This is a genomic window from Marinomonas communis (genome assembly GCF_004363305.1).
GTDB classification, from domain to species: Bacteria; Pseudomonadota; Gammaproteobacteria; order Pseudomonadales; family Marinomonadaceae; genus Marinomonas; species Marinomonas communis.
Genome location: NZ_SNZA01000004.1, coordinates 19,296 through 44,943, shown reverse-complemented (window position 1 = coordinate 44,943; position 25,648 = coordinate 19,296). Strand labels below are relative to the sequence as shown.

The 25,648-nt window shown below is 45.2% G+C and carries 26 protein-coding genes; 14 read left to right on the top strand and 12 right to left on the bottom strand.

The genetic code is table 11. The features are described 5' to 3' along the window. Nucleotides 1-2: 2 nt before the first annotated feature. On the top strand, nt 3-386 hold the full coding sequence (gene acpS, locus C8D85_RS11870) for a holo-ACP synthase (RefSeq protein WP_133562986.1): 384 nt from the start codon (nt 3-5) through the stop codon (nt 384-386). Here acpS and C8D85_RS11865 read toward each other — a convergent pair. Both C8D85_RS11865 and C8D85_RS11860 read right to left on the bottom strand, forming a co-directional pair. Further along, the gene (locus tag C8D85_RS11865; protein WP_133562984.1) at nt 325-3,177 is read right to left on the bottom strand and encodes an ATP-binding protein; all 2,853 of its coding nucleotides are present in this window, start codon (nt 3,175-3,177) and stop codon (nt 325-327) included. The two genes, acpS and C8D85_RS11865, sit on opposite strands and share 62 nt — an antisense overlap. Nucleotides 3,178-3,206: 29 nt before the next feature. Beyond that, nucleotides 3,207-3,431, bottom strand: a complete 225-nt coding sequence (locus tag C8D85_RS11860; RefSeq protein WP_133562983.1) for a hypothetical protein — start codon at nt 3,429-3,431, stop codon at nt 3,207-3,209. A gap of 142 nt (nt 3,432-3,573) precedes the next feature. Here C8D85_RS11860 and cysM point away from each other — a divergent pair, with 142 nt between their 5' ends. The 10 genes from cysM to C8D85_RS11810 all read left to right on the top strand — a co-directional run bounded on the left by cysM (nt 3,574) and on the right by C8D85_RS11810 (nt 15,095). After that, nucleotides 3,574-4,464 (top strand): cysteine synthase CysM, encoded by an 891-nt coding sequence (cysM, locus tag C8D85_RS11855; protein WP_133562980.1) that lies wholly within the window; start codon nt 3,574-3,576, stop codon nt 4,462-4,464. A gap of 81 nt (nt 4,465-4,545) precedes the next feature. Then, nucleotides 4,546-5,856 (top strand): 23S rRNA (uracil(1939)-C(5))-methyltransferase RlmD, encoded by a 1,311-nt coding sequence (gene rlmD / locus C8D85_RS11850; RefSeq protein ID WP_244937009.1) that lies wholly within the window; start codon nt 4,546-4,548, stop codon nt 5,854-5,856. Nucleotides 5,857-5,879: 23 nt separating this feature from the next. Next, entirely contained in the window at nt 5,880-8,126 is a 2,247-nt protein-coding gene (relA, locus tag C8D85_RS11845) for a GTP diphosphokinase (protein ID WP_133562975.1), read from the top strand. Then, nucleotides 8,123-8,935 carry a nucleoside triphosphate pyrophosphohydrolase gene (mazG, locus tag C8D85_RS11840; protein ID WP_133562973.1) on the top strand — a complete coding sequence of 271 codons (813 nt, stop codon included), beginning with the start codon at nt 8,123-8,125 and terminating at the stop codon, nt 8,933-8,935. Before relA ends, mazG begins: the two co-directional genes overlap by 4 nt. Nucleotides 8,936-8,977: 42 nt before the next feature. Further along, nucleotides 8,978-11,611, top strand: coding sequence for a phosphoenolpyruvate carboxylase (ppc, locus tag C8D85_RS11835; RefSeq protein WP_211342186.1), 2,634 nt, complete (start codon nt 8,978-8,980; stop codon nt 11,609-11,611). 226 nt (nt 11,612-11,837) lie between these two features. Next, the gene (gene adk / locus C8D85_RS11830; RefSeq protein WP_133562971.1) at nt 11,838-12,494 is read left to right on the top strand and encodes an adenylate kinase; all 657 of its coding nucleotides are present in this window, start codon (nt 11,838-11,840) and stop codon (nt 12,492-12,494) included. 7 nt (nt 12,495-12,501) lie between these two features. After that, on the top strand, nt 12,502-13,209 hold the full coding sequence (gene tsaB / locus C8D85_RS11825; protein WP_133562969.1) for a tRNA (adenosine(37)-N6)-threonylcarbamoyltransferase complex dimerization subunit type 1 TsaB: 708 nt from the start codon (nt 12,502-12,504) through the stop codon (nt 13,207-13,209). 1 nt (nt 13,210) lies between these two features. Further along, a complete protein-coding gene (locus C8D85_RS11820; RefSeq protein WP_133562967.1) occupies nt 13,211-14,020 on the top strand; it encodes an undecaprenyl-diphosphate phosphatase in 810 nt (269 codons plus the stop codon). A 3-nt stretch (nt 14,021-14,023) separates the two neighbouring features. Next, nucleotides 14,024-14,314 carry a hypothetical protein gene (locus C8D85_RS11815; protein ID WP_133562965.1) on the top strand — a complete coding sequence of 97 codons (291 nt, stop codon included), beginning with the start codon at nt 14,024-14,026 and terminating at the stop codon, nt 14,312-14,314. Continuing rightward, complete coding sequence (locus C8D85_RS11810; RefSeq protein ID WP_133562963.1) at nt 14,301-15,095, top strand: class I SAM-dependent methyltransferase; 795 nt, start codon at nt 14,301-14,303, stop codon at nt 15,093-15,095. Before C8D85_RS11815 ends, C8D85_RS11810 begins: the two co-directional genes overlap by 14 nt. 5 nt (nt 15,096-15,100) lie before the next feature. On the opposite strand, the gene C8D85_RS11805 is transcribed toward C8D85_RS11810, so the two are convergent. Next, complete coding sequence (locus C8D85_RS11805) at nt 15,101-15,322, bottom strand: SlyX family protein (RefSeq protein WP_133562961.1); 222 nt, start codon at nt 15,320-15,322, stop codon at nt 15,101-15,103. Between the two features lie 286 nt (nt 15,323-15,608). Between C8D85_RS11805 and C8D85_RS18205 the strand changes: the two genes are divergently transcribed. After that, nucleotides 15,609-16,031 (top strand): cold-shock protein, encoded by a 423-nt coding sequence (locus C8D85_RS18205; protein ID WP_133562959.1) that lies wholly within the window; start codon nt 15,609-15,611, stop codon nt 16,029-16,031. A 42-nt stretch (nt 16,032-16,073) separates the two neighbouring features. After that, entirely contained in the window at nt 16,074-16,571 is a 498-nt protein-coding gene (gene tpx / locus C8D85_RS11795) for a thiol peroxidase (RefSeq protein ID WP_133562957.1), read from the top strand. A 73-nt stretch (nt 16,572-16,644) separates the two neighbouring features. Here tpx and panD read toward each other — a convergent pair whose 3' ends face one another. From panD to dapE, 4 genes are read right to left on the bottom strand one after another with little or no spacing between them, the layout of a single operon-like run. Continuing rightward, on the bottom strand, nt 16,645-17,025 hold the full coding sequence (gene panD / locus C8D85_RS11790) for an aspartate 1-decarboxylase (RefSeq protein WP_133562955.1): 381 nt from the start codon (nt 17,023-17,025) through the stop codon (nt 16,645-16,647). Between the two features lie 37 nt (nt 17,026-17,062). After that, nucleotides 17,063-17,437: a hypothetical protein gene (locus C8D85_RS11785; RefSeq protein ID WP_133562953.1), complete on the bottom strand. Its 375-nt coding sequence runs from the start codon at nt 17,435-17,437 to the stop codon at nt 17,063-17,065. Nucleotides 17,438-17,441: 4 nt separating this feature from the next. Then, complete coding sequence (locus C8D85_RS11780) at nt 17,442-17,717, bottom strand: hypothetical protein (protein ID WP_228189977.1); 276 nt, start codon at nt 17,715-17,717, stop codon at nt 17,442-17,444. Between the two features lie 7 nt (nt 17,718-17,724). Beyond that, a complete protein-coding gene (gene dapE, locus C8D85_RS11775) occupies nt 17,725-18,864 on the bottom strand; it encodes a succinyl-diaminopimelate desuccinylase (protein WP_133562951.1) in 1,140 nt (379 codons plus the stop codon). 67 nt (nt 18,865-18,931) lie between these two features. Here dapE and C8D85_RS11770 point away from each other — a divergent pair, with 67 nt between their 5' ends. Further along, nucleotides 18,932-19,144, top strand: a complete 213-nt coding sequence (locus C8D85_RS11770) for a hypothetical protein (RefSeq protein ID WP_133562949.1) — start codon at nt 18,932-18,934, stop codon at nt 19,142-19,144. On the opposite strand, the gene C8D85_RS11765 is transcribed toward C8D85_RS11770, so the two are convergent. From C8D85_RS11765 to map, 5 genes are all read right to left on the bottom strand, one after another. Next, nucleotides 19,145-19,495 (bottom strand): ArsC family reductase, encoded by a 351-nt coding sequence (locus C8D85_RS11765; RefSeq protein WP_133562947.1) that lies wholly within the window; start codon nt 19,493-19,495, stop codon nt 19,145-19,147. Nucleotides 19,496-19,586: 91 nt separating this feature from the next. Next, a complete protein-coding gene (gene dapD, locus C8D85_RS11760) occupies nt 19,587-20,624 on the bottom strand; it encodes a 2,3,4,5-tetrahydropyridine-2,6-dicarboxylate N-succinyltransferase (protein WP_133562944.1) in 1,038 nt (345 codons plus the stop codon). A 28-nt stretch (nt 20,625-20,652) separates the two neighbouring features. Beyond that, the gene (gene dapC / locus C8D85_RS11755; protein WP_133562942.1) at nt 20,653-21,846 is read right to left on the bottom strand and encodes a succinyldiaminopimelate transaminase; all 1,194 of its coding nucleotides are present in this window, start codon (nt 21,844-21,846) and stop codon (nt 20,653-20,655) included. 5 nt (nt 21,847-21,851) lie between these two features. Further along, nucleotides 21,852-24,551: a [protein-PII] uridylyltransferase gene (gene glnD / locus C8D85_RS11750; protein WP_133562940.1), complete on the bottom strand. Its 2,700-nt coding sequence runs from the start codon at nt 24,549-24,551 to the stop codon at nt 21,852-21,854. 28 nt (nt 24,552-24,579) lie between these two features. Continuing rightward, nucleotides 24,580-25,437, bottom strand: coding sequence for a type I methionyl aminopeptidase (gene map, locus C8D85_RS11745; protein WP_133562938.1), 858 nt, complete (start codon nt 25,435-25,437; stop codon nt 24,580-24,582). Nucleotides 25,438-25,648: the final 211 nt, after the last annotated feature.

The window sequence follows — 25,648 nt, the reverse complement described above, 5'->3', positions numbered from 1 at the left end:
ACATGATTAAAGGTATTGGAACGGATATTGTTGAGATCAATAGAATTGCGAACTCAATTGAGCGCACGGGAGAGCGTTTCATCAACCGTATCTTAACCCCCCATGAGCGCCAACAGCTCGATCAGCTCAATCCTGAGAAGCACGCATCGTTTGTTGCTAAGCGTTTTGCAGCAAAAGAGGCTGCAGTAAAAGCCTTGGGAACAGGGATTGGCTCAGGGGTTAGCTTTCAGCATTTCACAGTTGTAAACCTTGCAAGTGGAAAGCCGACTCTAGAAGTCGATGCGGCCATCAGTCAGAGGCTGGAGTTTGACGCTAACTGGCACCTTAGTCTGTCGGATGAGCGAGATTTTGCTCTGGCGTTTGTGACGCTTGAGGCCAAGGAATAAGAGATTGTAGGTTTTTAAGGCGCTCTAGCGCTGCCATAAAATCCTCAAACACCTCTTCTACCTCATCAAATCCTAATTCTTTTAGGTGGGTTTCTAGAAAGTTGGCGTGTTTAGTTAACTCAATCGTTCCAGAGTACTTACTTGCACCATGGATGCGGTGCACTGTGGCAATTAGCTTTTCTAAATCTTGATTAGCAAAGTGGTGGTTCAAGAGGCGCTGGTCTTCATGTAGAGACTGCATAAGCATTTCAAAGAGGTCTTTGGCTGCTTGTGGGCGGTTTCCTGCCATGTTTAATGCTTTGTTTACATCAAATACTTCCGCTAACTGCTCATCCACTTGTTGGCTCAAGTTAACCTTTGTAGCACACCATTTTGTTAAGGTGTTCAGTAGTGTCTCTTCATTGATTGGCTTGGTTAGGTATGCATTCATGCCGCTGGCTAAAATAGATTGCTGTTCTTCAGCAAGTGCGTGTGCTGTCAAAGCGATAATCGGAGTCTCTTCATAGCCAGCCTGTTTGCGAAGTTGTTGAGTGGTCTGCATGCCGTCCATTTCGGGCATTTGAATGTCCATTAGGATCAGATCATAAGTGTTCTGCTCAGCCATCTTAATAGCTTCGGCACCTGAGTAGGCCAAACTCAGTTGTATGGCATGGGGGTCTAGCCAATGGCCTAGTAGTTGTAAGTTAATTGGGGTGTCATCTACGGCAAGCACATGTAACCCCTTTAGATGATTATAGTCAGGGCTCGTTTCATGGTGCTGAGAAGGTTTGGTTTGTAGTGTTTGCTCTGTTTGGTTACTAAGCGCCGTGTACAGTGAAGCTTTCGATACAGGCTTTTGAATGATGTCATTTTCTAGATCAAAACGCTGAGCATATTGGGCAAGATAGCTCAGCGGCTTGCATAAAATGAAGTAAGGCAGTGCAAAGCGTGTTGAGACGTACTTAGCTAATTCCGCTGCATCTTTGGCAGACTCTTGGTCATCTCCAATAGACAGAATCACGCCGAAGTATTCTGATTCATGATCATGTAGCTCCGCCATAAATTGTTCCACAGTACTGCTAAAGGCTGAGTGAGGAGCAATCTGAGCGAACAGGCTTTCGAGGTGACTTCGATAACGCGTATTAGGTTCTAGAACCAGCCATCTCTCTTCCAAAAGGGGGAGAGTCTCGGTTTTCTTTAAAGAAGGTTCTAGTTTTATATGGAAGAAAAAATTAGAGCCTCGGCCTAGTTCACTGTTTACGCTAATGCTGCCGCCCATTTGCTCGATGAGTTTTTTTGTGATCACTAGACCTAAACCTGTCCCAGCATAACTACGTGTATGGCTCGAGTCTACTTGGGAAAATGGCTTAAAGAGTTGTCCTAGTTTGTCGTTGGCAATGCCGCAGCCGGTGTCAACGACTTCTACATGAATTTCTAGTTCATGCTGCGTTATTGCTTTGCATTGTACGTTTACCCGGATAGTGCCCTGTTGTGTAAACTTGATAGCATTGCCAACTAAGTTATTCAGGATTTGCCTAAGTCGAGTCTTATCACCTTTGACCCAGTCTGGCAGTTCTTCAGAGAAGTTTGGGATGAGGTCGATATCTTTTGTGTCGCTCGTCAGAGTAGACGACAGTGAATGTAGGACATCGTCTATAGTATCTTTTAGGCTGAAATCCTCAGATTCAAGTACAACAGTTTTTCCAGCTTCGATTTTAGAGAAATCCAGTATGTTGCCGATGGTGGTTAGCAAATCATTAGTTGACTGAGCAATGGTTTCCACATAGCCCTTTTGCTGAGGATGTAGCTCATCTTTTTTTAGTAGGTTTGTATAACCTAGGATTGCATTTAGAGGTGTTCGAACTTCATGAGAAATATTGGCTAAAAACTGTGTCTTTAGGCGATTGGACTCCATTGCCTCACGGTTAGCTATGTGCAGTTGAGCGCTTTTTTCCTCAAGCAGAATGGCGTTTTCACGAGTTTCTTTTGTGATTTGATTGATTTCGTTTTCTAGTTCTGTTCGATAGTTTCTTAATCGCTCAGTGATATGTTCTAGGGCGCTATTTGTTGCTTGCATATGCTCTGGTAAGTCAAGACTGTCAGCCTTTTCAAACTCGCCTTTTTGAATTAGATGCAGTCGTTCTGAAATGGTTAGCCAAGGAGTGGCAAGGCGTTTTGTGTAGTACCAGCAGGCTATAACAGAAAGCAACGATAAAACGGTAAAATAGCCAATGCTGGCGACGGCTATTTTGATGTTCTCAAGCTGCAGTCGTTGGGTGCTTGAACTGACTTGAATCCAGCCGAGTAGCTCTTTTTTAGGTGGGGTAGATAAGCCAATAGCATCCGCTAAAATGGTGCTATTTGGTTCGCTGAAAGGTGTGTCATTGAAATTATTGGACTGATTGGTGTTCGAATAATAAATCGGCGCTGTTGAGAGGTAGTAGTCACTCGCCTGAGTGTAATGGTGAGAGGCGAGTGTAGGTAATGGCAGCGATAGGTCAGGAGGAAGGCCAACATTATCAATGATATTGCCTTGATTGTTGAAGTAGGTAACACCAACAATATCTGTCTGACGAAGCAGGCTTTGTATATTATTGCGAATTAAATTGCGATCGTTAAATAAAAGCGCATATTCACTGGCATCAGCAATTTGTTCGGTTTGGTACTGGCTAAGATGCTCGAATTGATGCCTTCTATCTATGATTTCACTTAGATAAATTAGTAAGCAAGTAATGCCAATAACAAACAGTACAGGAAGAAAAATGGCTTTCCACAAAGACGCTTGCAGAGGTGAGCTAACGGAATTGAGCATTTTTCATTTCCTATTTCTCTACAAGAACTTTAGTAGCAAGCTATGTTACCTTTGCCTTTACGGCGCTCGCATTCGCGCTCATAGTTTTCACATGCTAGAACCTTAGTACGTGATGGGTTGCTGATGGTTTTACACTCGCGCCATTTCTTACGCAGTTCAGCATCAGGGATGTCCGCAGCAGGACCACCAAACATGTCACAGCCCGAAAGAGTTACGGCTGCGAGCATTACGCTAAGTAAAAGAGGTTTATGCATAGTCTGTCACTCCTAGTGCAACAATATGGCTTAAATTTATAACTAGTTTGTATTTTATTATCTATCTGATGTGCATTCTAATACGATCTGGTAAAAAAGCGTAAACCATTAATTTATATAATATCTCAAGTGCCTGAGCTTTATGATCGAATACCCAACTATTGAATCTATTATAGGCAATACGCCGATTGTTAAATTGCAGCGTATCAATCCTAACCCTAGTAATACAATATTATTGAAACTAGAGGGGCAGAATCCAGCTGGCTCCGTTAAAGATCGTCCGGCTCTGAACATGATTGCTCAGGCTGAAGCTCGTGGCGATATACAGCCTGGGGACAGTTTAATTGAAGCCACTAGTGGTAATACAGGGATCGCGTTAGCAATGGCTGCCGCCATTAAAGGTTACGAAATGCACCTGATTATGCCTGATAACATGAGCCAAGAAAGAAAGTCAGCGATGACGGCGTATGGCGCCATCCTTCATCTGGTAAGTAAAGAGGAAGGTATGGAGCGCGCTCGCGATCTTGCGCAAGAGATGCAAGCTGCAGGCAAAGGAAAGGTGCTCAATCAATTTGGTAACCAAGATAACCCTAGCGCCCACTATGTATCAACCGGACCTGAAATTTGGCAGCAAACACAGGGGCAGGTGACTCATTTTGTAAGCTCTATGGGGACGACGGGGACTATTATGGGGATTTCTCGTTTTTTGAAAGAGCAGAATCCAGGGGTCGAAATCATCGGTTTACAACCTTCTGAAGGGAGCAGTATTCCTGGTATACGCCGTTGGCCCCAAGAATATTTGCCCACTATCTTCGATGCTTCTCGTGTAGATCGAGTGATGGATGTTGATCAACAGGATGCGGAAGTTGTTATGCGTCGCCTAGCCAAAGAGGAGGGGGTCTTTTGTGGGGTTTCCTCTGGTGGTGCTGTCAGTGCTGCCTTAGCTTTGTCGGAACAGGTTGAAGGTGCAACGATTGTAGTGATCATTTGTGATCGTGGTGATCGATACTTATCTACCGGCGTGTTCAACTAGTTCTATTTGTTTGCTTGCCCTAGGTCGGATTGCTCAGATAAGGTATTATTTGAGCTCTATACCATGAATAGAGATGTTATCTTGAAAAACCGATCGAATCGCCGCCCTAAAGCGCATCAGGGCAAGCCTATCTCTTCTCCTATTCGAACCTTTACCATCGAAAGCATGACCCATGAAGGTCATGGCGTGGTTAGGGATCAAGGTAAAGTAACCTTCGTTGAAGGTGCGATGACTGGTGAGCAAGTGGAAGCACGACTTACCAAAGAAGGTCGCCAGTTTAATCAAGCAACCACCTTGAAACGTATTCATACCAGTCCTTCCAGAAGAACGCCTAGCTGTAAACACTTTGAGCAATGCGGTGGCTGCCAACTGCAACATATGGATATAGACGCTCAGCGTGATTTAAAAACAGAATGGTTACGTAATCAGTTCCGCAAATTAGAACTGCCAGAGCAAATCACAAGGTTACAAGGCGAAGAGTTTGGCTATCGACGTCGGGCTCGTCTTTCGGTGTTTGCCAAAAATCAGCAAGTGAGCATGGGCTTTCGAGCCAAGGCCTCTAATGCCATTGTTGATATTGAGCAGTGCCAGGTTTTGGTGCCAGCGCTACAGAAAGCCTATGCGGATCTGAGGTCTTACATATTGCAAGGCTCTCTGGTTGCTAAGCTTGGTCATGTTGAGCTTTTGCTGGATAATGCAGGCGTAGCTTGTGTGCTGCGCCAAACCCGAGATGTTCCTGAAGCAGATAAAGCGCAACTTGTGGAATGGGCAAACTCCAATGGCATAGAGGTGTATTGGCAGTTGCCAGACCAATCCAAAGTGCAAGTGGATGCGCCGCGTCATTATTTAGTTGATGGGTTAAAAGTGAACTTTCACCCACAAGACTTTATCCAAGTGAATGCGCAAATCAATGATGCGATGGTTGAGCAAGCAATGGCGTGGCTCAATGTAACGCAGGATGATGTTGTGCTTGACCTATTCTGTGGCGCTGGAAACTTTTCTCTTCCATTAGGCAAAAGAGCGGGACAAGTGCTTGCTGTTGAAGCGATTGAGAGTATGGTGGAAATGGGGCAGGCGAACGCCGCGGCGGCTGGGTTGGGTAATACTAGCTTTCTGGCTGCGGACTTAACATTGCCGCCACCGAATCACTTAAAAAAAGCCAAAATAACGAAAGCGTTGTTAGATCCACCACGAGCGGGTGCTTTGGAGTTCTTACCGACCTTGGTAAGGCTTAAGCCAAAGCAAATCTTGTATGTTTCTTGCAATGCTTCTACGTTAGCAAGGGATGCGCAGTATTTGGTTGAAAATGGATATCGTGTCATGAATGTCTGTATGATGGATATGTTCCCACAGACTTCACACGTAGAAGCAATGATGTTGTTGCAGAAGTAAGATGTACCAGAAGGGTAGTTAAGATGGTTACAGTAAGAAAGGATCACCCTGTATTAGCTGACGGCTCGGTGGATATTGATGCTTGGATGTCTCAGTTTGCTGACAAGATAGATGAAGCAAGTCGAGTGCCATTAAGGATGGCCTGCGAGTTAGCTAGGCAGGCAGAAGCAGCGTCGGGTAGACCTTCTTATTGGGGGCCGCAAGCGAGTACTTTTCGGGCAGGCCTCGAAATGGTGGAAATCTTAGCGGGATTTCGTGCCGATCAAGACTCTCTATTAGCGGCTGCTTTGTATCGCGTGGTTCGTGAAGACCAATTGGTTTTGTCAAAAGTCAGTGACATGTTTGGTCGTAAAGTCGCGTCTTTGATCGAAGGCGTTATTCGTATGGGCGAGGTTTCTAAGAACTTGTCCAAAGATTCGACTGCTGAAGTATTAGGAAGTCATGAAAATCAGCTAGAGTCTTTACGTAAAATGCTGGTTTCCATCATTGATGATGTGCGTGTTGTGCTGATTAAACTAGCAGAGCGTGCGTGTGCCATTAAAGAAGCCAAGCATCAAAGTGATGAACGTAAAGAGGCGGTAGCCCTTGAAGTACAAAGCGTTTATGCACCACTGTCACACCGATTAGGAATTGGCCACATTAAGTGGGAGCTTGAAGATCTCTCCTTCCGATATTTGTACCCAAGTGAATATAAACGTATTGCCAAGCTATTGGATGAAAAGCGCCTGGACCGTCAACAGTTCATCGATGATGTGATTTCTGTGTTGAAAGAACGTATGGAAGCGATTGATATTCATGCCGATGTGATGGGGCGCGCAAAACACATTTACAGTATTTGGCGTAAAATGCGCCGTAAGAACATTGCTTTTGATGAGGTGTATGATGTTCGAGCGGTTCGCATTTTGGTTGACGAACCAATGCAATGTTATGGCGTGCTTGGCATTGTTCATAACCTCTGGAAGCCTATCCCACAAGAATTTGATGATTATATTAGTAACCCTAAATCAAATGGCTATCAGTCCTTGCATACTGCCGTAGTGGGACCGCAGGGGCGTGTCTTAGAGATCCAAATCCGAACTCATAAAATGCATGAAGATGCTGAGTTAGGCGTCTGTGCTCACTGGAAGTACAAAGGGACTGACCTGAGTTCCAACAGCTCAAGTTACGAAGAGAAGTTACAGTGGTTGCGTACGATCTTGGACTTCCACGAAGTGCAAGGTGACTTAGAGTCACTGAGTGAGCAGGTCATGAATGACATTGAGCAGGACCGAATCTATGTGTTCACGCCTGACGGCCATGTAGTCGACTTGCCTGTCAATGCAACACCAGTAGATTTTGCTTACCGAGTGCACACGGAAATTGGGCATCGTTGCCGAGGCGCCAAAGTAAATGGCAAGATCATTTCTTTGGTGACGCACCTTAAAACTGGCGATAAGGTTGAGATCCTCACCACCAAAGACGGTGGCCCAAGCCGTGACTGGTTGCACCCGACCCTAGGCTACGTCAATACCAACCGTGCTCGTGCCAAGATTCAAAGTTGGTTCAGAAGAGAGGATCGTGAGAAGAACCTAGAGGCGGGTCGTACGGTATTAGACAAGCAGCTGAAACGCTTAGGAATTGAAGAAAACAAGTTAGATTTCTCTACGATCGCCGAGCGCTTTAACTTTTCAAATGGTGACGATGTATATGTGTCCCTGGGTGCTGGTGATATTCAGCTGTCCCGTGTGTTACGAGTCATTGATGATATTCATGGCTTAGACGGTGAACCTGTTGCACGACCCATTCGTCTTAAAAAGAGCCGTCATAAAACCTCGGATAATGACATACAGATTCAAGGTGTAGGCAAATTGCTCACGCAAATGGCGAAGTGTTGCTCTCCTATTCCTGGTGACGACATTATTGGCTATATCACTCAAGGTCGTGGTGTTTCTATCCACCGCCAAGATTGTATTAACGCGGCGCAATTACAGCTGGAAGAACCAGAGCGTATGGTCCAGGTGAGCTGGGGCGAGGAAGTCGACAACCTGTATCCAGTTAATATTCGAGTTCAGGCTTATGATCGTACCGGCCTTTTAAACGACATCACGTCGTTGTTAGCGAATGAAAAAGTAAACCTTTTGTCCATGAATACAATCTCGGCAAAAGCTGATCACACTGCGTCAATACGTTTTACTATTGAGGTTAGCGAAATCAGTTCTCTGTCTCGTCTACTTCACCGGATTAACCAGTTGCCTAACGTATTAGATGTCTTTAGGGAGCGAGATAATTGAAATACACCTTAAACGACTTATTAGCGTTGATGACCATGTTGCGTGACAAGCAATATGGTTGTCCTTGGGATCAGAAACAAAGCTTTGCCACGATTGCGCCGTATACCTTGGAAGAAGCTTATGAGGTAATGGACGCGATTGTTCGTGGCAATCGGGATGATCTGAAAGATGAATTAGGTGATCTTTTGTTTCAGGTGGTTTTTCATGCCCAGATGGCCAGCGAAGAAAATGCCTTTAACTTCTCTGATGTGATTCAAACGATCGTGGAGAAAATGCTTCGACGACATCCCCATGTCTTTCCTGATGGTACATTCGACAGTTATGCGAGCCCTAATCGCTTAACCGAAGAGGAAATTAATGCGCAGTGGCAAGTTATCAAAGCACAAGAAAAGCAGGCGAAGGGCGAGCATCATCAAGGTTTATTGGACAGCGTATCGAACAGTGTGCCAGTGTTGACCCAAGCAGTGAAGTTGCAGAAAAAAGCAGCCACAGTGGGTTTTGATTGGTCTGATACTGCACCAGTCTTCAATAAAATACGAGAAGAATTAGATGAATTAGAAGAGGCTATCCAGCATCTTTCTAAGGCTGAAGCCGAGGCTGAGCTTGGTGATGTGCTGTTTGCCGTGTCAAATCTGGCACGCCATCTGTCTATCGCACCAGAGCAGGCCTTAATGCAAACCAATGTGAAATTTCGCCGCCGCTTTGCTTACATCGAAAACCAGTTACGCGAACGAGAGGTTTGCTTGACTGACTGTACTTTAAAAGAGTTGGATCAATTATGGGATGACGCTAAAGCCTCTGGTTTATAGCGCCAAGCTCGTTCATCGAGTGCACACATTATAAGGAGACGTATGGTGACTGATCGTCAGGCTTCATTACGAGAAAACGTGCGTTTGTTAGGGGATTGCTTAGGGGAAACCATGAGCAATCATTTAGGGGAAGACTTTTTAGAGACGGTAGAAACCATTCGCCGTCTATCTAAAGACGGTCGTCAAAGTGGCGATTCCAGTGCCTTAATCCAAGCGTTAGAAGCGCTTGATGATGGTGACATTGTTCCAGTCGCCCGTGCGTTTAACCAGTTTTTAAACCTATCTAATATTGCAGAGCAGTATCACCGCGTCCATCGTCGTCGCTCTAATGAAAGTAAAGGAATATACAAGAACCCTGTAGGGGATCTTTTACTACGTCTCAAAGAGCAAAACTTTACCGCTGATCAAATGGTCGAGGCGTTGCGAGATCAAGCAATCGACCTTGTTTTAACAGCGCATCCCACTGAAGTGGTGCGTCGTTCTTTAATTCGAAAATACGACAACATCTCTAACGAACTCGAAGCGCTTGATAAAGACAATATTCTTCCGCTTGAGCAAGAAAAGCATGTGCGTCGATTGAATGAAATCATTACTCAAGCATGGCATACGGACGAGATTCGTGATCAACGACCGACGCCTGTGGACGAGGCTAAATGGGGATTTGCAGTCATAGAGCAATCTTTGTGGCAAGCGGTGCCGATGTTCTTCCGTCACTTAGACGAGCAATTTAAACAATACACTGCTGAAGAGCGTTTGCCTTTGGATTTGGCGCCTATACGTTTTGCCACGTGGATGGGGGGAGATCGCGACGGCAACCCGAACGTTACCCATCAAGTCACAGAAGAAGTTGTACTGCTAGCGCGTTGGATGGCGGCCGACTTATATCTGAAGGACTTAGTAGAGCTTCGAGCAGAGTTCTCGATGACAGAATGCAATGCCGCGTTACGTGAACGAGTTGGAGATAGTACGCAACCTTATCGCGAAGTGATCCGCAGTCTTGAACGAAAAATGGAAGCCACAAAAGCATGGGCTCGAGCCCGTTTAGAGAGGCAATCCGTCTCAGATCAAGGTGTGCTGCTCGATAACACTGAATTGATGGCGGATTTGATGCTCTGTTATCAGTCGCTATTGGACTGCGGCATGAAGGTGATCGCGAATGGTTCGGTATTGGACTTAATTCGTCGTGTTGCCACCTTTGGTATGACACTGGTTCGTTTGGATGTTCGTCAAGATGCGTCGAAACATATTGAAGCATTATCGGCGATCACGCGTTTTTACGGCTTAGGTGATTACGCTGAGTGGGATGAAGCGTCGAGACAAGCCTTTCTGTTGGCGGAATTAAATTCAAAACGTCCTTTGTTGCCATATGAGTGGTCGCCTGAGCCAATGGTTGAAGAGGTCCTATCAACATTTCGAACCATCGCCAGTGGTTACCAGAATTCATTTGGCTCTTATGTCATTTCCATGGCCAGCGCGCCTTCAGATGTTCTCGCTGTTGCCTTATTACTGAAAGAGTCTGGAGTGCGCTTCAATATGCGCATCGTACCTTTGTTTGAAACCTTGGCAGACTTAGATAATGCAGAACCAGTCATTGAGCAGCTATTCTCAATGCCGTGGTATAAGTCTTACATCGCGGGTCATCAAGAAGTCATGATTGGCTACTCAGACTCGGCGAAAGATGCGGGTCAGATAGCGGCGACTTGGGGGCAGTATCGCGCACAAGAAGCACTGACGCGTCTGTGTAAAAAACACGGTGTGAGATTAACGTTGTTCCATGGCCGTGGAGGTACAGTGGGACGAGGTGGTGGCCCAGCTCATGTTGCCATTCTTTCTCAGCCGCCAGGTTCTGTACAAGGTGCCATTAGAGTGACCGAACAAGGGGAAATGATCCGCTTTAAATTTGGTATTCCGGATATTGCTGTGCGTTCACTGGAGCTTTATTGTTCCGCTGTGATGGAAGCCTCTTTAATTCCAGCGCAAGCACCGAAGGAAGAGTGGCGAGCTTTGATGGATGAAATGGCGGAAGAAGGAATGAATCAATACCGTTCCATCGTTCGAGGTCATGAGGATTTTGTACCGTATTTTCGTACCATTACTCCAGAGCAAGAGCTAGCGAAGTTGCCACTTGGCTCTCGACCTGCACGACGTCGCTCAGACGGTGGCGTTGAAAGCTTGAGGGCGATTCCCTGGATATTTGCTTGGATGCAAATCCGCTTGATGCTACCTGCATGGCTTGGCGCTGAGAGCGCACTACAACAAAGTGTTGATTCTGGGAACTTAGACCGATTGCGTGAAATGCACAAGCAGTGGCCATTCTTTGGTGCTTATCTGGATATGTTAGATATGGTGCTAGCTAAAGCGGAACCAGATATCGCTGAGTACTACGAGAAACGGTTGGTGCCAGAGGAGCTTCGAGGCTTAGGGTATTTGTTGCGTCGTAAACTTTCTCAAGTTAGAGAGCTGGTCAAGCAAGTGAAGCAGCAGGAGCGTCTGATCGAAGATAACAAAACGATTCGCCAATCCATTGATGTTCGCAACCCTTATATTGACCCATTACATTATCTACAAGCTGAATTATTGCACCGTAGTCGACTCGATGATGAAAATGCAGCGGTCAATAAGGCATTGATGATCACGATGGCAGGCATTGCCAGTGGCATGCAAAATACGGGCTAACTGGAAAAAATATCAAAAATACGTAATATAGCCTGCCTTAAAACCACAAAACGACAAGTTCGTTTGCAAATTTTGTGTAGGCTTCGGTATTCTAGCGACCTCAAAATTATAATTAGCGGGTAATTGCGTGAGAGGTCGCTTTCTGTTTTTACGCTTGCCAGTGCTATAAATAGCCTTGGTTTATTACTCGCCGTGCCGACTTTACGCAGACTATTGGAGATATATTATGCGAGTTATTTTGTTAGGAGCGCCAGGCGCAGGTAAGGGCACTCAGGCTCAGTTCATTACTGAAGAGTTTGGTATTCCACAAATTTCAACTGGCGACATGCTTCGTGCAGCAGTAAAAGCAGGTACTGAGCTTGGCTTGAAAGCAAAAGCCGTAATGGATGCAGGTCAGCTTGTATCTGATGACATCATTATTGGCCTAGTGAAAGAGCGTCTTCAAGAAGCAGACTGTGAAAACGGCGCGCTATTTGATGGTTTCCCACGCACAATTCCTCAAGCAGATGCATTGAAAGAAGCAGGCGTTGCGATTGACTATGTTGTTGAAATCGATGTTGCGGATGAAGAGATCGTTCAGCGTATGAGTGGCCGTCGTGTTCATGAAGCATCAGGTCGTACTTACCACGTGGTTTACAACCCACCTAAAGTGGAAGGCAAAGACGACGAAACAGGTGAAGATCTGATTCAACGTGCTGATGACACAGAAGAGACAGTACGTAAGCGTTTGTCTATCTACCACGATCAAACAGCACCTTTGATTGGCTACTACCAAGCTTGGCAACAAGAAGATGCCGCAACAGCACCTAAGTTCGTAAAAGTGAACGGTGTTGGCGATCTAAACGAAATCAAACAAGGTTTGCTAGCAGCACTTAAGGCTTAATCTCGTAATGAGCGCAATTCTTGCTTTGGATACTTCAACGCCAGCTTGTTCCGTGGCGTTGATTCAAAATGGTGCTGTGCTGGAAGATTTCCGCATGGCTCCACGTCAACATAATGATTTGATCCTACCTATGGTGGATCAGCTGTTGTCACAAGCTGGCTTAACACTGTCTCAGCTGGACGCTATTGCATTTGGTCGTGGTCCTGGTTCTTTTACCGGTTTGCGTATCAGTGCTGGTGTCGTACAGGGTCTTGCCTATGGCGCAGATTTGCCTGTCGTGCCAGTTTCTACTTTGGCTGCGATGGCACTTGAAGCACATAAATCCACTTATCATGATGACTGGCTAGCAGCATTAGATGCGCGAATGGGCGAAATCTATGTTGGTGGTTATCATATTGAGAAACAAAATGACTTTTGGGTGGCTCAAGAAACGTTTGCTGAACGTGTGATTGCTCCAGACAACTTAACTGCGATTGAGCAGGCATACCAAGGCGTTGGTTCTGGTTGGTTATATCAAGAGCGCCTAAACGAAGTGCTGCCAACGCCTGTAAAGGAAGTGTTGGTTGACATCGCACCACGTGCTGCATGCATTGCAGAACTTGCTGCTTATGATTTCGCGCAAGGACGAGTGGTGACAGCGGAGCAGGCTTTGCCTGTTTACTTACGTGATGAAATTACTTGGGAAAAACAACCAGCACGCATAGGGAAACGATAAGTTGCTGTGGTATCACATTGTGTTTCTTGCCCTGATTCAAGGGGTTACTGAATTTCTTCCTGTGTCGAGTTCAGCGCATTTGATTCTACCGTCTCAAGTTCTGGGGTGGCCTGATCAAGGCTTAGCGTTTGATGTAGCGGTACATGTGGGGACTCTTGTGGCAGTTATTGGCTACTTTTGGCGTGATATTTTTTCTATTCTCAGTGGTTGGTGCCACTCATTGAGAACAGGAGAAAAAAGTGATAACAGCCGTCTAGGGTGGTGGGTCATAATTGCGACTATTCCAGCGGTTTTGTTCGGGCTAGTTTTTAATCATTATATTGAAGACAACCTTCGTACTATTAATGTAATTGCCTTTACTACGATAGTTTTTGGTGTATTACTTTGGTTGTCAGATAGGTACTTTTCAAGTTCCAAGAAGCTCAATGAATTAAGGCTTCCTAGCGTTGTTGTAATTGGTATTGCTCAGGCGATGGCTTTGATACCTGGCACATCGCGATCCGGAGTGACGATGACTGCTGCTCGTTTTATGGGATTTACCCGGGATGCAGCAGCAAGATTTTCATTTCTACTTTCTATACCGATCATTCTTGCTGCAGGCTCTTTAAAGATTTTTGAGCTTGTTACAGTATACAAGCTTGTAAACGTTGACTGGCATTCAATGTTGTGGGGTATCGTATTATCAGGTGTTAGCGCTTTTGCCTGTATACATCTATTCTTAAAGTGGTTGAATAAGGTCGGTTTTTTACCTTTCATGTTGTATCGATTGGTTTTAGGTGGTTTTTTAATTTTCTTGGTTAATATGGGTTAACAAATGAAAATTGGCGGCAACTTTCCAGCTATTCCTCAAAGTGGAGTAAATTATACATCTCGTTCTAAGGTGCCTGCGGTCGTTGAACAAGAAAGTAGTAGCCAATCATCCATAACCGAGCCAAGTACCATGCAAAGCTTCGAGCGTGCCAACAGAGCAGAATCTGCTAACTTTTTTAAAGTGGATAGCTTGAGCGCTTTTGCACAGCAAGCCATCAATGCTTATCAATCAACCGAAGCGTTATCTCCCAGCAACCCACGTCATCAATTAATAGGTATCGATGTTTACGCCTAGTACCCTTGCGGTAGCCTACCGTAATGCAGACACCCATGTTCGCGCGTTAGCAGAACAACTTCAATTACCAACTTATCGGATCTCAAGTGAACTCAAGTTTATAACAAGTTACGATTATCTATTAATACACCAAGACGATGCCCTTGCGATTGCTAAAACGGGTAAAGCGGCTCCGAAGCCTGTAGCGGTGGAATTAGCAAGTGGAGCGGTAGACCATCGACGAAAGTTTGGTGGTGGTAAAGGTCAGGATATTGCTAAAGCTTGTGGGCTCACAAAGCGAAATAATCTAAGTATCTTTGATGCCACTGCAGGACTTGGTAGGGATGCATTTGTGTTGGCTTCCCTTGGTTGTGATGTAACATTATTTGAGCGTGTTGGGTTTGTTCGGGCACTTTTGCATGACGGTATCGAACGAGCCAATATGGTCGCAGATATTGCCGACATAATGGCAAGAATGCGACTCGCGAAAGGCACTATTTTTGATGTCTCTGATGCTGAATGCGTAGATGTAGTGTATTTAGATCCAATGTTCCCTCACAATGATAAATCTTCAGCGGCAGTGAAAAAAGAAATGGCATTCTTTAGGGATCTAGTAGGGCACGATGAGGATGCGGATGCGTTATTGCCTCAAGCCATGCATTTGGCACGCTATCGAGTTGTGGTTAAGCGTCCGAAAGGCGCTCCATACCTGAGCGACCAAGAGCCTTCTTATCGTATTGATGGCAAGTCTGGTCGCTTTGATGTGTATGTTAAGCGCTCTTTGGATCATGTTACTGACTAGTATTGTTAGTAGTGAGGCGGCTTTTCTATGGTGTTACTGATGCCTGAATCAGTATTCTGGCGCTGATCTTCTAGGCGTTTGGCAAGCAATCTGACTTGCTCTTTCAGGAGTAAAATATCCTGTTGTTGATGAGTGAGTGCATGATTCAATTGATCGATGGTCTCTTCTTGAAATTGGCTTTTAATTTCAAGTTCGTCAATCCGGTTTAACAAGTCTGAGGTATTCATAGGTGGCTGCTATATGGTAGTCTTCTAATGTGCTAAGTACTTAATATCTATGCCATGCTTAAGCTATAAGGCATTAGAGTTAAGTGATTTGGCGTGCTTTTTGCTGACGTAAATACGCTTAGTTAATGTTGTTTATTGTGGCGATTCCTTAAGATTTCAATGGTTGACGACGTTCTTTGATGGTCGAATTCTCACTGGAATGGATAAGGGGAACCCAGTTACACTAGGCTTGTATTCATTTAGGAATTTATAACAAAAAATCAGTAAACATATTCAAGGAACTACCATGTTTTTATCAATACGTGTTTTATTAGTCAGTCTTATTTTTGCTCTTGTCACACCTTTGGTTATTGCGCCTTTAGTCAAAGCCGAAATAGGTGAGTATTACCTAGTATATTTCTTAGTTACTTTTGTAACAGTCTACTTAGGCGCTGTTTTGTCTAATGTGAACGTCAAAGAAACTTCCTCTAATGATGTAGAAAGTGAGGAAGAAAATGATGATCGTGAATTAGGTACGGTTAAGTGGTTTAATTCATCAAAGGGTTTTGGTTTCCTTACGATGGACAACGGTGATGATGTGTTTGTACATTATCGCGCTATTCGTGGACGCGGACGTCGATTCCTGATTGAAGGTCAAAAAGTTCGCTTTACTGTTACTGAAGGCGAAAAAGGCAAACAAGCAGAAAACGTTTCAATTGTTAAAAGCTAAATTCATGATGCAGTAAACCGCATCTTATTATGAGAGGACATTATGGCAACGGTAACTTTACAAGGTAACCCACTAGAAACAATTGGTGAACTACCAGCAGTAGGCTCGAAAGCTCCATCTTTTGAGCTAGTTAAAACAGATTTATCCGCTACTTCATTGTCGGATTTCGCAGGCAAGAAACTTGTACTTAATATTTTTCCATCTGTCGATACCGGTGTTTGTGCAACGTCTGTTCGTAAGTTCAACGAGGCGCTATCAAGTCTGGAGAACACGGTAGTGCTATGTGTTTCTGCTGACCTTCCATTCGCTGCTGCGCGTTTTTGTGGTGCAGAGGGCTTAGATAACGTTGAGTCGGGTTCAAGCTTCCGCTCTACGTTCGGTAAAGATTATGGTGTTGAGTTTACAACAGGCCCTTTGACAGGTTTGCTTTCTCGTTCTGTAGTTGTTATCAATGAGCAAGGTGAAGTGGTTTACACAGAGCAAGTTCCTGAAACAGCTCAAGAGCCTGATTACGAAGCAGCACTGGCTGCAGCTAAGTAAAGCTTAGTGCTTTATATACCCAATAAAAAAGGTCGCTTCGTGCGACCTTTTTCGTTTCTGAAATAGTTGGTGATTAGTCAACTTGAACAGGGATCGTATTCGCTGTTCGCTCAACCGTATTGTCTTTGTTGCAGTAGACTAGTTTTGGTTTAAAGTTGTTTGCTTCTGCTTCATCCATTTGAGCATAGGCTGCGATAATGACTCGATCACCAACTTGTACTCGACGAGCAGCAGCACCATTCATAGAAATTGTACCTGAGCCTGCTTCTGCTAGTATGACGTAGGTATGAAAGCGTTCGCCGTTATCAACATTATAGATGTCAATCTTTTCAAATTCGCGCAGACCAGCCAGTTTGACTAGGTCGCTGTCGATTGCGCATGAGCCGTCGTACCATAGTTCGGCTTGAGTGACGGATGCCATGTGGAGTTTGCCTTTCAGCATATTAATTTGCATATAACTTCTCTTATTCTGGATGTGTTACGAGACTGGGTTAGCGCCAAATGTAAGGACCTTCCCCATTGTCGTTGATTCGCCACCAAAGATCTGGATCGTCTTGGTTATCTTCCTGCCATCCTTGGTAGTTGCATCGCACTTCACAATTCAATTTTTCAAAGGCATGCCTTGCACAATCCATGTCACTCTCCCAAGGGGTCTGATCTGAATCAAACCATACTGAGGTGAAGCGCTTTCCTGCTGCTTTTTCAAGAATTGTGACCGGAATTGTATTTCCATTAAAGGTAAGTGTTACTTTGATGGAAGCGTCACTAGAAGTACGCACCTCATTGACAGAGAAGTCTTGTTCCAGCCAACGTATGATTTGTTCCGTTGGGCAGGACAGCAGATAGATTTCGATATCAGGCTGCATCGGATTAATCCTTCTTATTTAACATGTGATAGATGCGTAAAACACTCATGGATAGATAGCCAACCAATGACCAAAGTACACCAGCGGCAGCTAATGTCAGCCCGACTAGGGCGATGATTTCACGTTGAATGGAGTCCACTACGAGATTATTAGCGACGAAAATCATGAGAACACCGAATGCAAACAACAAGCCTCCTTGAATCAGCTTAATAAGCGCTAGCTTAGGGTTTTTTCCAAGCCTCATAGCTAGAGAGTGAAAGAAGGAGGTTGCTTTGCTCACGATGGGCCTATTTTGCCATCAAGTTCGTTAAAATGCGCTGATAAATTAGGGAAAGTTGATTCAAACTTTCTGCGTCAACACATTCGTTTATTTGGTGAATGGTTGCATTGATAGGACCTAATTCTACAACTTGTGTACCCATTTTTGCGATAAAGCGGCCATCTGATGTGCCTCCAGACGTTGAAAGCTCTGGCGTGATGTCTACCGTTTTTTGAACGGCGTCTACAATCGCGTCCACTAACTCACCTGGTTTGGTTAAGAACGGTAGTCCGTTGTAAGTCCAATCAATATCGTATTCAAGCTCATGCTTCTCAAGAATGTCTATAACTCTTTCTTTTAAATCGTCGAAGGTGAGTTCTGAGGAAAAGCGGAAGTTGAACTGAGCGTTTAGCTTACCCGGTACGACGTTGGTTGCACCTGTACCAGCTTGAATGTTAGAGACTTGAAAGCTGGTCGGTGGGAAGAAATCATTGCCATCATCCCATTTTGTGCTGGCAAACTCGGCTAAGGCTGGTGCAGCTAAATGTATGGGGTTTTTTGCAAGGTGTGGGTAAGCCACATGGCCTTGTTTGCCGTAAACTGTTAGATCCCCACTGAATGAGCCACGGCGACCATTTTTAATAATGTCACCAAGGGTTTTGGTGCTGGAAGGTTCGCCAACAATGCACCAATCCACTTTTTCTTCGCGTGCCATGAGTGCATCTACAACACGTGTTGTGCCATCAACAAATGGGCCTTCTTCATCGCTGGTAATCAGGAAGGAAATTTGGCCATTGTGATCAGGGTGCTCCGCAACGAAGTTTTCTACCGCTGTAACCATGGCAGCAAGGCTGCCTTTCATGTCAGCAGCGCCGCGACCATACAGCATGCCGTCAATGATTTCTGGTTTAAATGGTGATACTTTCCATTCTGATTCAGGACCAGTTGGTACCACGTCAGTGTGGCCAGCAAAACAAAGATTAGGGCCTTCAGAGCCACGTTTGGCATAAAAGTTTTTTACATCGCCAAATGGCATGCGCTCGACCGAGAAGCCAATTTTTTCTAGGCGTTCGATCATTAGATCTTGGCAGCCTGCGTCCTCTGGTGTAACAGAAGGGCGTGAAATTAAGTCTAGAGCTAGTTCAAGTGTCGGTGAAAGTTGCGTCATTCTTTACCTTTGTGTTCTGTTTGGTTACCTTACCAGTAGTTAGTGAAAGATTGATAAGGATGATGTAATGAAATTCAGCTTGGTTGGCTTGCTGGCATATTTTATGACTGGCTGTGCATTACTCAGTGGCTCGTCGTCACAACCTCAACAAACATATTATGCTCCGATGATCCTCTCAGATCGACCATCCTATGTCTTGCCAAACGTACACCCTGTATATCGCTCAGATAGATTAAGCGGATCTGTTCAAGGAGCCTACCGCCCCGTTATTGCTGATTGATCACTGTTTAGCAAAGATATTGCTGTAGCTGTCTTCTTTAAAGCCCAGTGTAAGGGATTGCGCGTGATCCAACAATGGACGCTTGATCATCGCGGGTTGCTCAAGTAGCACTTCTAATGCCGTTTGGTCGTTCATGGCAGCTTGCGTTTCCGGTGTTAGCTTGCGCCAAGTGGTTCCACGCTTATTTACAACCGCTTCCCAGCCGAGCTGTTCGATCCAGCTAGCTAATAGTTCACGATCTAAACCGTCTTTGCGGTAATCATGAAAAGTGTACTCAATATTGTGTTCATCGAGCCAGCGAAATGCTTTTTTCATGGTGTCGCAGTTTTTGATGCCGTAAATAGTGGTCATGTTCCTCTCCTATTCTTCGCCACGCTAATCTTTAGTCAAAAGAATGCCGAAGCCCTAGTTAGGGTTTCGGCATTGGTATGAACTAATGGTATTAGTTGTGTGCGTGCAGAGCTTCGTTTAGTGCAATTGCTGTTTTGTTTGTCTTACATTCGATCGCACCTGTTTCTGAGTTGCGACGGAATAGAAGGTCCGACTGACCAGAAAGCTCACGAGCTTTGACAACAGAAACTACTTCATTGTTTTCATCTAGGACAGCAACTTTAGAGCCTGCTGTGATGTATAAACCTGATTCCACAGTACAGCGATCGCCAAGACCGATACCGATACCAGCGTTTGCACCAATTAGACATTCTTCACCCACAGCGATCACGATGTTGCCGCCACCAGAAAGTGTGCCCATTGTTGAACAGCCACCGCCAAGGTCAGATCCGTTACCCACAACAACGCCCGCAGAAATACGACCTTCAACCATGCTAGTACCTAGAGTACCTGCGTTGAAGTTTACGAAGCCTTCGTGCATAACTGTTGTGCCTTCACCCAGGTGAGCACCAAGGCGAATGCGAGCTGCATCACCGATACGAACACCTGTAGGTACAACGAAGTTCGCCATTTTAGGGAACTTGTCTACACTGAATACCTCGATAGTACGGCCTTCCATGCGAGCGCTTAGCTGACGATCAGCCAGTTCACGGACATCGATAGGACCTTCGCTGGTCCATGCAGTGTTCACTAGTAGGCCAAACATGCCATCAAGTTTTGTGTTGTGCGGTTGAACTTGGCGATGAGAGATTAGTTGTAGTTTCAAGTACACTTCAGCAGGGTTAGCTGGCGCTTCATCTGCTTCTAATACACAAAGAACTACTGGTTGTGCAGAAGGCTTAAGGCGTGATGCACGTTCTGCTAATTCAATGTGGCCAGCTTGAAGCAAAGCAAGGTGTAGACGGTTTAGATCGCTTTCGTCTAGTACCAGTGTCGCGTTGCCACCTTCGTAGTTAGTGCTTTCTTTCACTGCAGCAATGATGCTTTGCTCTGGAGAAACAAGTGGCGATGGGTAGAAAACTTCTAACCAAGTACCTTCTTTGTTCTGTGTGCCAATACCAAGGCCAATTGCAAAAGTAGAGTCGCTCATTAGAGTAAGTGCTCCTAAAAAATAGATATTAAAGGTTTTGGTGTTTTTTCATAAAACGTGCAATGCGCTGAGCAGCTTCAACGCATTCAGATTCTTCTGCGACAAGTGCCATGCGGACATGGTTTTGCCCAGGGTTTTGGCCGTTTACTTCGCGACCAAGGTAACTACCAGGAAGAACTAAAACAGATTCTTCTTGATAAAGTTTGATGCAGAAATCCTCATCGCTCATTGGCAGTTTGGGCCACAGATAAAAACCAGCTTCTGGCTTCTCGACCGTCATGACAGGTGAGAGAATTTCTAATACTTGATCAAATTTACGGCCATAAATTTCGCGGTTATTGGCAACATGCTCCTCATCGTTCCATGCTGTGATGGAAGCCATTTGATGATGAAGAGGCATCGCGCAGCCATGGTAAGTACGATATTGCAAAAATGGCTTAAGCAATTTTGCGTCTCCAGCGACAAACCCTGAACGAAGTCCTGGTAGGTTTGAGCGCTTGGATAGGGACTGGAAGATTAGGCAATTATCGTAATCGTCATTGCCAAGTTGCACGCAGGCGTCCAGTAGACCAAGTGGTTTCTCTTCAAAATAAATCTCTGAGTAACACTCATCGGCAATGATGGCAAAATTGAATTGCTTGGCCTTCTCAAGTAGGAAGCGGTATTCGTCTAGTGTCGTGACTGAGCCTGCTGGGTTGTTAGGGGAGCATACGAATAGGACTTCGCAGCGTGCCCAAACGTCGTCAGAAACAGCTTGATAGTCGATTTTGTATTGGTTTTCTGCATCGCATGGTAAGTAATGCAGCTCAGCGCCAGCAAGAATTCCAGCACCCTCATAAATTTGGTAGAACGGATTCGGACTCACCACTAGAGGGCTTTGCTTCTCACCGACTAGGGCCTGAGTAATGGCAAACAGTGCTTCCCTTGTGCCGGTTACAGGCAGTACTTGCGTATCTGCGTTTAGCTCGTGCAAGTTGAAGCGTTTGATGGCCCAATTGGAGATGGCTTCACGAAGGCTGCTTTCCCCTTTCGTCAGCGGGTACTTTGATACACCATCCAATGCATTTTTAAGGGTTTCCAGTACGATGCTTGGGGCATCGTGTTGAGGTTCACCAATGGTTAACTTAATTAATGGTAGGTCAGCATTGGGAGTGACAGAAGCAAGCAGGTCTGCAAGCTTCTGAAATGGATATGGATGTAAAGAATGAATCAGGGGGTTCATGTAGTTTAGTGTTCCGTAGCTTGAGAAAAACGGTCAATACTGTTTTTTAGGGCATCACAAATGTGTGTCATTCGTGTGCTGTCTGCGATCAAGTCGCCATTCTCTTCAGTGATGTAGAAGGTATCTTCGACACGCTCGCCCAGCGTAGCAATTTTAGCTTTATGTAGCATTAAATCGTGCTCCATAAAGAATTGACCTATGAGTGCCAGCAGGCCAGGGCGGTCTGGGGCTGTGACCTCTAATGCAGACCATACTTCTTCTGGCTGGCTAACAAACTGGACTGTCGAGGGGGCGTTAAATATTTTTAAGTGTCTTGGTGTAAAACGCTTGATAACACTCTCATATAGTGAAGGTGAGTCCAGCTGTTCAATCAGTGTCTTTTTCATGAGCTCTATACGCTCATGATCAAGGTGCAGATTAATGTCATGGCATTCAGCACTCTCCATGACAACAAATGTGTCAAGGCTGTAATTATCTGATGTGGTGCTGATTTTCGCGTCGAGGATGGTTAGTCCCATTTGCTCAAATAAAGCGGCAGTCACGGCAAACAAGTGGCTCGCAATAGGGGTGTAAATAAAGACTTTGCTGGCGCCAGAGAAGTTGCGTCCACCCAGGGGGCTAATGGCAACCAATGGTTTGGTGCTTGGACGGTGCTGTAAAATGGCTTCTGTATTCCAGGCAATCTCATCACCGTTTGAACGAATAAAGTACTCGTCTTCGATGTCATCCCAAATTTTTTCAGCTTCGATAATGTCCGCATTGCGCTCAATTAGGATTTCTAAAGCACGTTGCTTATGTTCGTCACTTTGCATATCTGCATCAATTGGAGAGTCTAAGCCACGACGTAAGGCGCGCTTAGTCTCCAAGTATAGCTGACGCATTAATGATGCTCTCCAGCTGTTCCACATCGTCGGGTTGGTCGCGTTGATGTCCGCTACCGTCAGCAGGAACAGATAGTCCAGGCGCTCTTGGTTTTTAACGATGCTGGCAAACTCCCAGATCACCTCTGGGTCTGAGATGTCCTTACGTTGTGCGGTGACAGACATTAACAAGTGGTGTCGTACCAGCCATTCAATAAGCTCAGTTTCTGGTTTGGTTAACCCGTGGCGCTCACAGAACTCTCTGGCATCAACGCAGCCAAGCTCGGAGTGGTCGCCACCGCGTCCTTTGGCAATGTCGTGGTAGAGTCCGGCAATATACAGTAGCTCTACCTTGGCGATATGGCGGATTGCCTGAGAAGAGATCGGAAAATTTGAGCGACTTTCTGGGAGAAGAAAGCGGCGTAAATTCTCAACCAATTGCAGCGTGTGAGCATCTACGGTGTAGATGTGGAATAAATCGTGCTGCATTTGGCCTATGATTGCACCAAACTCAGGTAAATATCGCCCTAATAAGCCAATGTGCTTCATTGAGCGAAGGACGGTTGTCATGCGGTAGCGGCTGGCAATGATGTCGAGGAAGAGTGCGGTGTTAACAGGATCAACTCGATAGGACTCATCAACCATATCTAGGTTGTCGCGTAGGGCGCGCATTGTGTTGGCGCGAATGCCTGTAATCTCACCTCGATCTCCCATGATCTTATACATCTCTAGCATGGCAGATGGGGTTTGCGTGAAAACGTCCGCAGAACGGATTTCAAGTTGACCATTAGTTACTTGAAAGCGCTCGTTGATGACTTCAATGGCCGGGTTTGGTTCAAGGCTAAGAAAGGATTCCTCGAAATGCTGTAGCAGTAAATCGTTAAGTTGTTGAATTGCTGCAACACTTTGATAATAACCTTGCATAAAACGTTCGACATTACGTTTCAAGTCTTCATCGTCGAAACCAAACTCTTTAGCAAGTGTGCGCTGATGGTCAAAAAGCAGGCGATCTTCTTTTCGACCAACAATCGTATGCAATGCCCAGCGTATACGCCATAGATGGGAAACAGCGCCTTTTATTTGCGTATACTCATCTTCAGAGAGGAATTTTTTGTCAATTAGAGCGCTCAGTCGATGGGTGTGCAGATGTCGCTTTGCTACCCAATCAATCACTTGCATGTCGCGAAGGCCGCCAGGACACTCTTTCAAGTTAGGCTCTAGGTTGTATGCCGTATTTTGATACTTTGCGTGACGCTCTTTTTGTTCGGCTAGTTTCGCTCGATAAAAAGACTGACCATCCCACATGTGGTTTACATCAACCTTTAATTTAAGATTTGCTAGTAACTCTTCGTCGCCGAACAGGGTGCGAGATTCAATTAGATTAGTGATGACTGTGATATCGTTTGCAGCCAATTCTGCGCACTCAGTAATGGTGCGAACTGCATGACCGACATCCAGTTTTAGGTCCCATAGAAATGTAATAAACGCTTCTATTTCCTGTGCAGGAGGTACGCAGTCATCTTTTAATAAGATAAGTAGGTCAATATCTGATTTTGGGTGGAGCTCACTACGTCCATAGCCACCTACCGCAATCATTGCAACGGATGGGATTTTATCAAGACCTGAGCGCATCCACGCGGCCCGCATGACTTCGTCGTAAAGGCCTGATAGGCCCTTAACTAGCTTTTCGATAGGGTACAGATCATGAAAAAGATCATTGTATGCCTTTGTCTTTTCGCTGATGAGTTCACGAAAGCGTTTGGCATCGGTTTGTGTGGATGCCAGTGTTTCTTTCTCATCTGCGCTAAACAAAGGTGGAGCATCTGGAAAAGCTGGGAAGTCCATATCAGGCCTCTTAGTTTGAAAACTTGCGTTACAGAGTGATGGTATCGTCTGGGCGTAAAGTAAGTATTTCGACTCCGTCAGCGGTAACTAACAGTGTGTGCTCGTATTGAGCAGATAGACGCCCATCTTTCGTTTTAGCAATCCAGTTATCAGGACCTGAGTGTTTAACTTGTTTTTTGCCTGCGTTTATCATTGGTTCGATGGTAAAGGTCATGCCTTCTTCAAGAATAACGCCTGTGCCAGGGCGGCCGTAATGGGCGACTTGAGGTTCTCCATGGAATGTCGTACCAATGCCATGACCGCAGTACTCTTCAACAACCGAGTAATGGTTTTTGTGGGCAAAGTCAGCGATGGCTGCACCGATGTCACCTAGGCGCGCGCCTGGTTTAACCATTTTGATGGCTAGGTAGAGGCTTTCTTGGGTGATTTTGCAAAGGCGCTCAGCATGTGGCGCTACATTGCCAACGAAAAACATCTTGCTGGTGTCGCCGTAGTAGCCGTTTTTAATAATGGTAATGTCAATGTTGACGACATCACCTTTCTTTAATGCTTTGTCGTTTGGGATACCGTGGCAGATGACATCATTGACAGATGTGCAGCAAGATTTCGGAAAGCCGTGGTAGTTCAATGGGGCTGGGATGGCGCCTTGTTCGCTCACGATGTAGTTGTGGGCGATGATATCAAGCTCTTCAGTAGTCACGCCTGGGACAACGAATTCTTCAAGCATGGTGAGCACTTCACCCGCTAACTTGCCAGCAACACGCATCCCTTCAATATCGTTTATGTCTGTGAAACGTGTTGCTGCAGTAAGAGGTGTCCATTGAGGGACGTCAACGCGTCCGTTCTCAGTGAGTTCTTTAACTTTTTGTAAAATGTCGTTGCTCATAATAAAACTGTCTTAAAACTTTACTAGTCTGAAATTGGCAACATTCTACATGTTTTGTAATGGTTATTCGCCCTGACTTAAGAAAAAAACTTGAACAATGGGTGTTGTGTAACGGATTAACTGCTTTTGCAGGGGCGGGTTTTGTGGTATAAAACGCCCGCTTACGCTTCTTTGGAGATGTAAGCATAATTGAAAATAATCTAACGACCTT

What these genes read in the sequence shown, in the direction of transcription:
- acpS (WP_133562986.1), top strand. Translation starts at nt 3, where the DNA reads ATGATTAAAGGTATTGGAACGGATATTGTTGAGATCAATAGAATTGCG.
- C8D85_RS11865 (WP_133562984.1), bottom strand. Translation starts at nt 3,177, where the DNA reads ATGCTCAATTCCGTTAGCTCACCTCTGCAAGCGTCTTTGTGGAAAGCC.
- C8D85_RS11860 (WP_133562983.1), bottom strand. Translation starts at nt 3,431, where the DNA reads ATGCATAAACCTCTTTTACTTAGCGTAATGCTCGCAGCCGTAACTCTT.
- cysM (WP_133562980.1), top strand. Translation starts at nt 3,574, where the DNA reads ATGATCGAATACCCAACTATTGAATCTATTATAGGCAATACGCCGATT.
- relA (WP_133562975.1), top strand. Translation starts at nt 5,880, where the DNA reads ATGGTTACAGTAAGAAAGGATCACCCTGTATTAGCTGACGGCTCGGTG.
- ppc (WP_211342186.1), top strand. Translation starts at nt 8,978, where the DNA reads ATGGTGACTGATCGTCAGGCTTCATTACGAGAAAACGTGCGTTTGTTA.
- adk (WP_133562971.1), top strand. Translation starts at nt 11,838, where the DNA reads ATGCGAGTTATTTTGTTAGGAGCGCCAGGCGCAGGTAAGGGCACTCAG.
- tsaB (WP_133562969.1), top strand. Translation starts at nt 12,502, where the DNA reads ATGAGCGCAATTCTTGCTTTGGATACTTCAACGCCAGCTTGTTCCGTG.
- C8D85_RS11815 (WP_133562965.1), top strand. Translation starts at nt 14,024, where the DNA reads ATGAAAATTGGCGGCAACTTTCCAGCTATTCCTCAAAGTGGAGTAAAT.
- C8D85_RS11810 (WP_133562963.1), top strand. Translation starts at nt 14,301, where the DNA reads ATGTTTACGCCTAGTACCCTTGCGGTAGCCTACCGTAATGCAGACACC.
- C8D85_RS11805 (WP_133562961.1), bottom strand. Translation starts at nt 15,322, where the DNA reads ATGAATACCTCAGACTTGTTAAACCGGATTGACGAACTTGAAATTAAA.
- C8D85_RS18205 (WP_133562959.1), top strand. Translation starts at nt 15,609, where the DNA reads ATGTTTTTATCAATACGTGTTTTATTAGTCAGTCTTATTTTTGCTCTT.
- tpx (WP_133562957.1), top strand. Translation starts at nt 16,074, where the DNA reads ATGGCAACGGTAACTTTACAAGGTAACCCACTAGAAACAATTGGTGAA.
- panD (WP_133562955.1), bottom strand. Translation starts at nt 17,025, where the DNA reads ATGCAAATTAATATGCTGAAAGGCAAACTCCACATGGCATCCGTCACT.
- C8D85_RS11785 (WP_133562953.1), bottom strand. Translation starts at nt 17,437, where the DNA reads ATGCAGCCTGATATCGAAATCTATCTGCTGTCCTGCCCAACGGAACAA.
- dapE (WP_133562951.1), bottom strand. Translation starts at nt 18,864, where the DNA reads ATGACGCAACTTTCACCGACACTTGAACTAGCTCTAGACTTAATTTCA.
- C8D85_RS11770 (WP_133562949.1), top strand. Translation starts at nt 18,932, where the DNA reads ATGAAATTCAGCTTGGTTGGCTTGCTGGCATATTTTATGACTGGCTGT.
- C8D85_RS11765 (WP_133562947.1), bottom strand. Translation starts at nt 19,495, where the DNA reads ATGACCACTATTTACGGCATCAAAAACTGCGACACCATGAAAAAAGCA.
- dapD (WP_133562944.1), bottom strand. Translation starts at nt 20,624, where the DNA reads ATGAGCGACTCTACTTTTGCAATTGGCCTTGGTATTGGCACACAGAAC.
- dapC (WP_133562942.1), bottom strand. Translation starts at nt 21,846, where the DNA reads ATGAACCCCCTGATTCATTCTTTACATCCATATCCATTTCAGAAGCTT.
- glnD (WP_133562940.1), bottom strand. Translation starts at nt 24,551, where the DNA reads ATGGACTTCCCAGCTTTTCCAGATGCTCCACCTTTGTTTAGCGCAGAT.
- map (WP_133562938.1), bottom strand. Translation starts at nt 25,437, where the DNA reads ATGAGCAACGACATTTTACAAAAAGTTAAAGAACTCACTGAGAACGGA.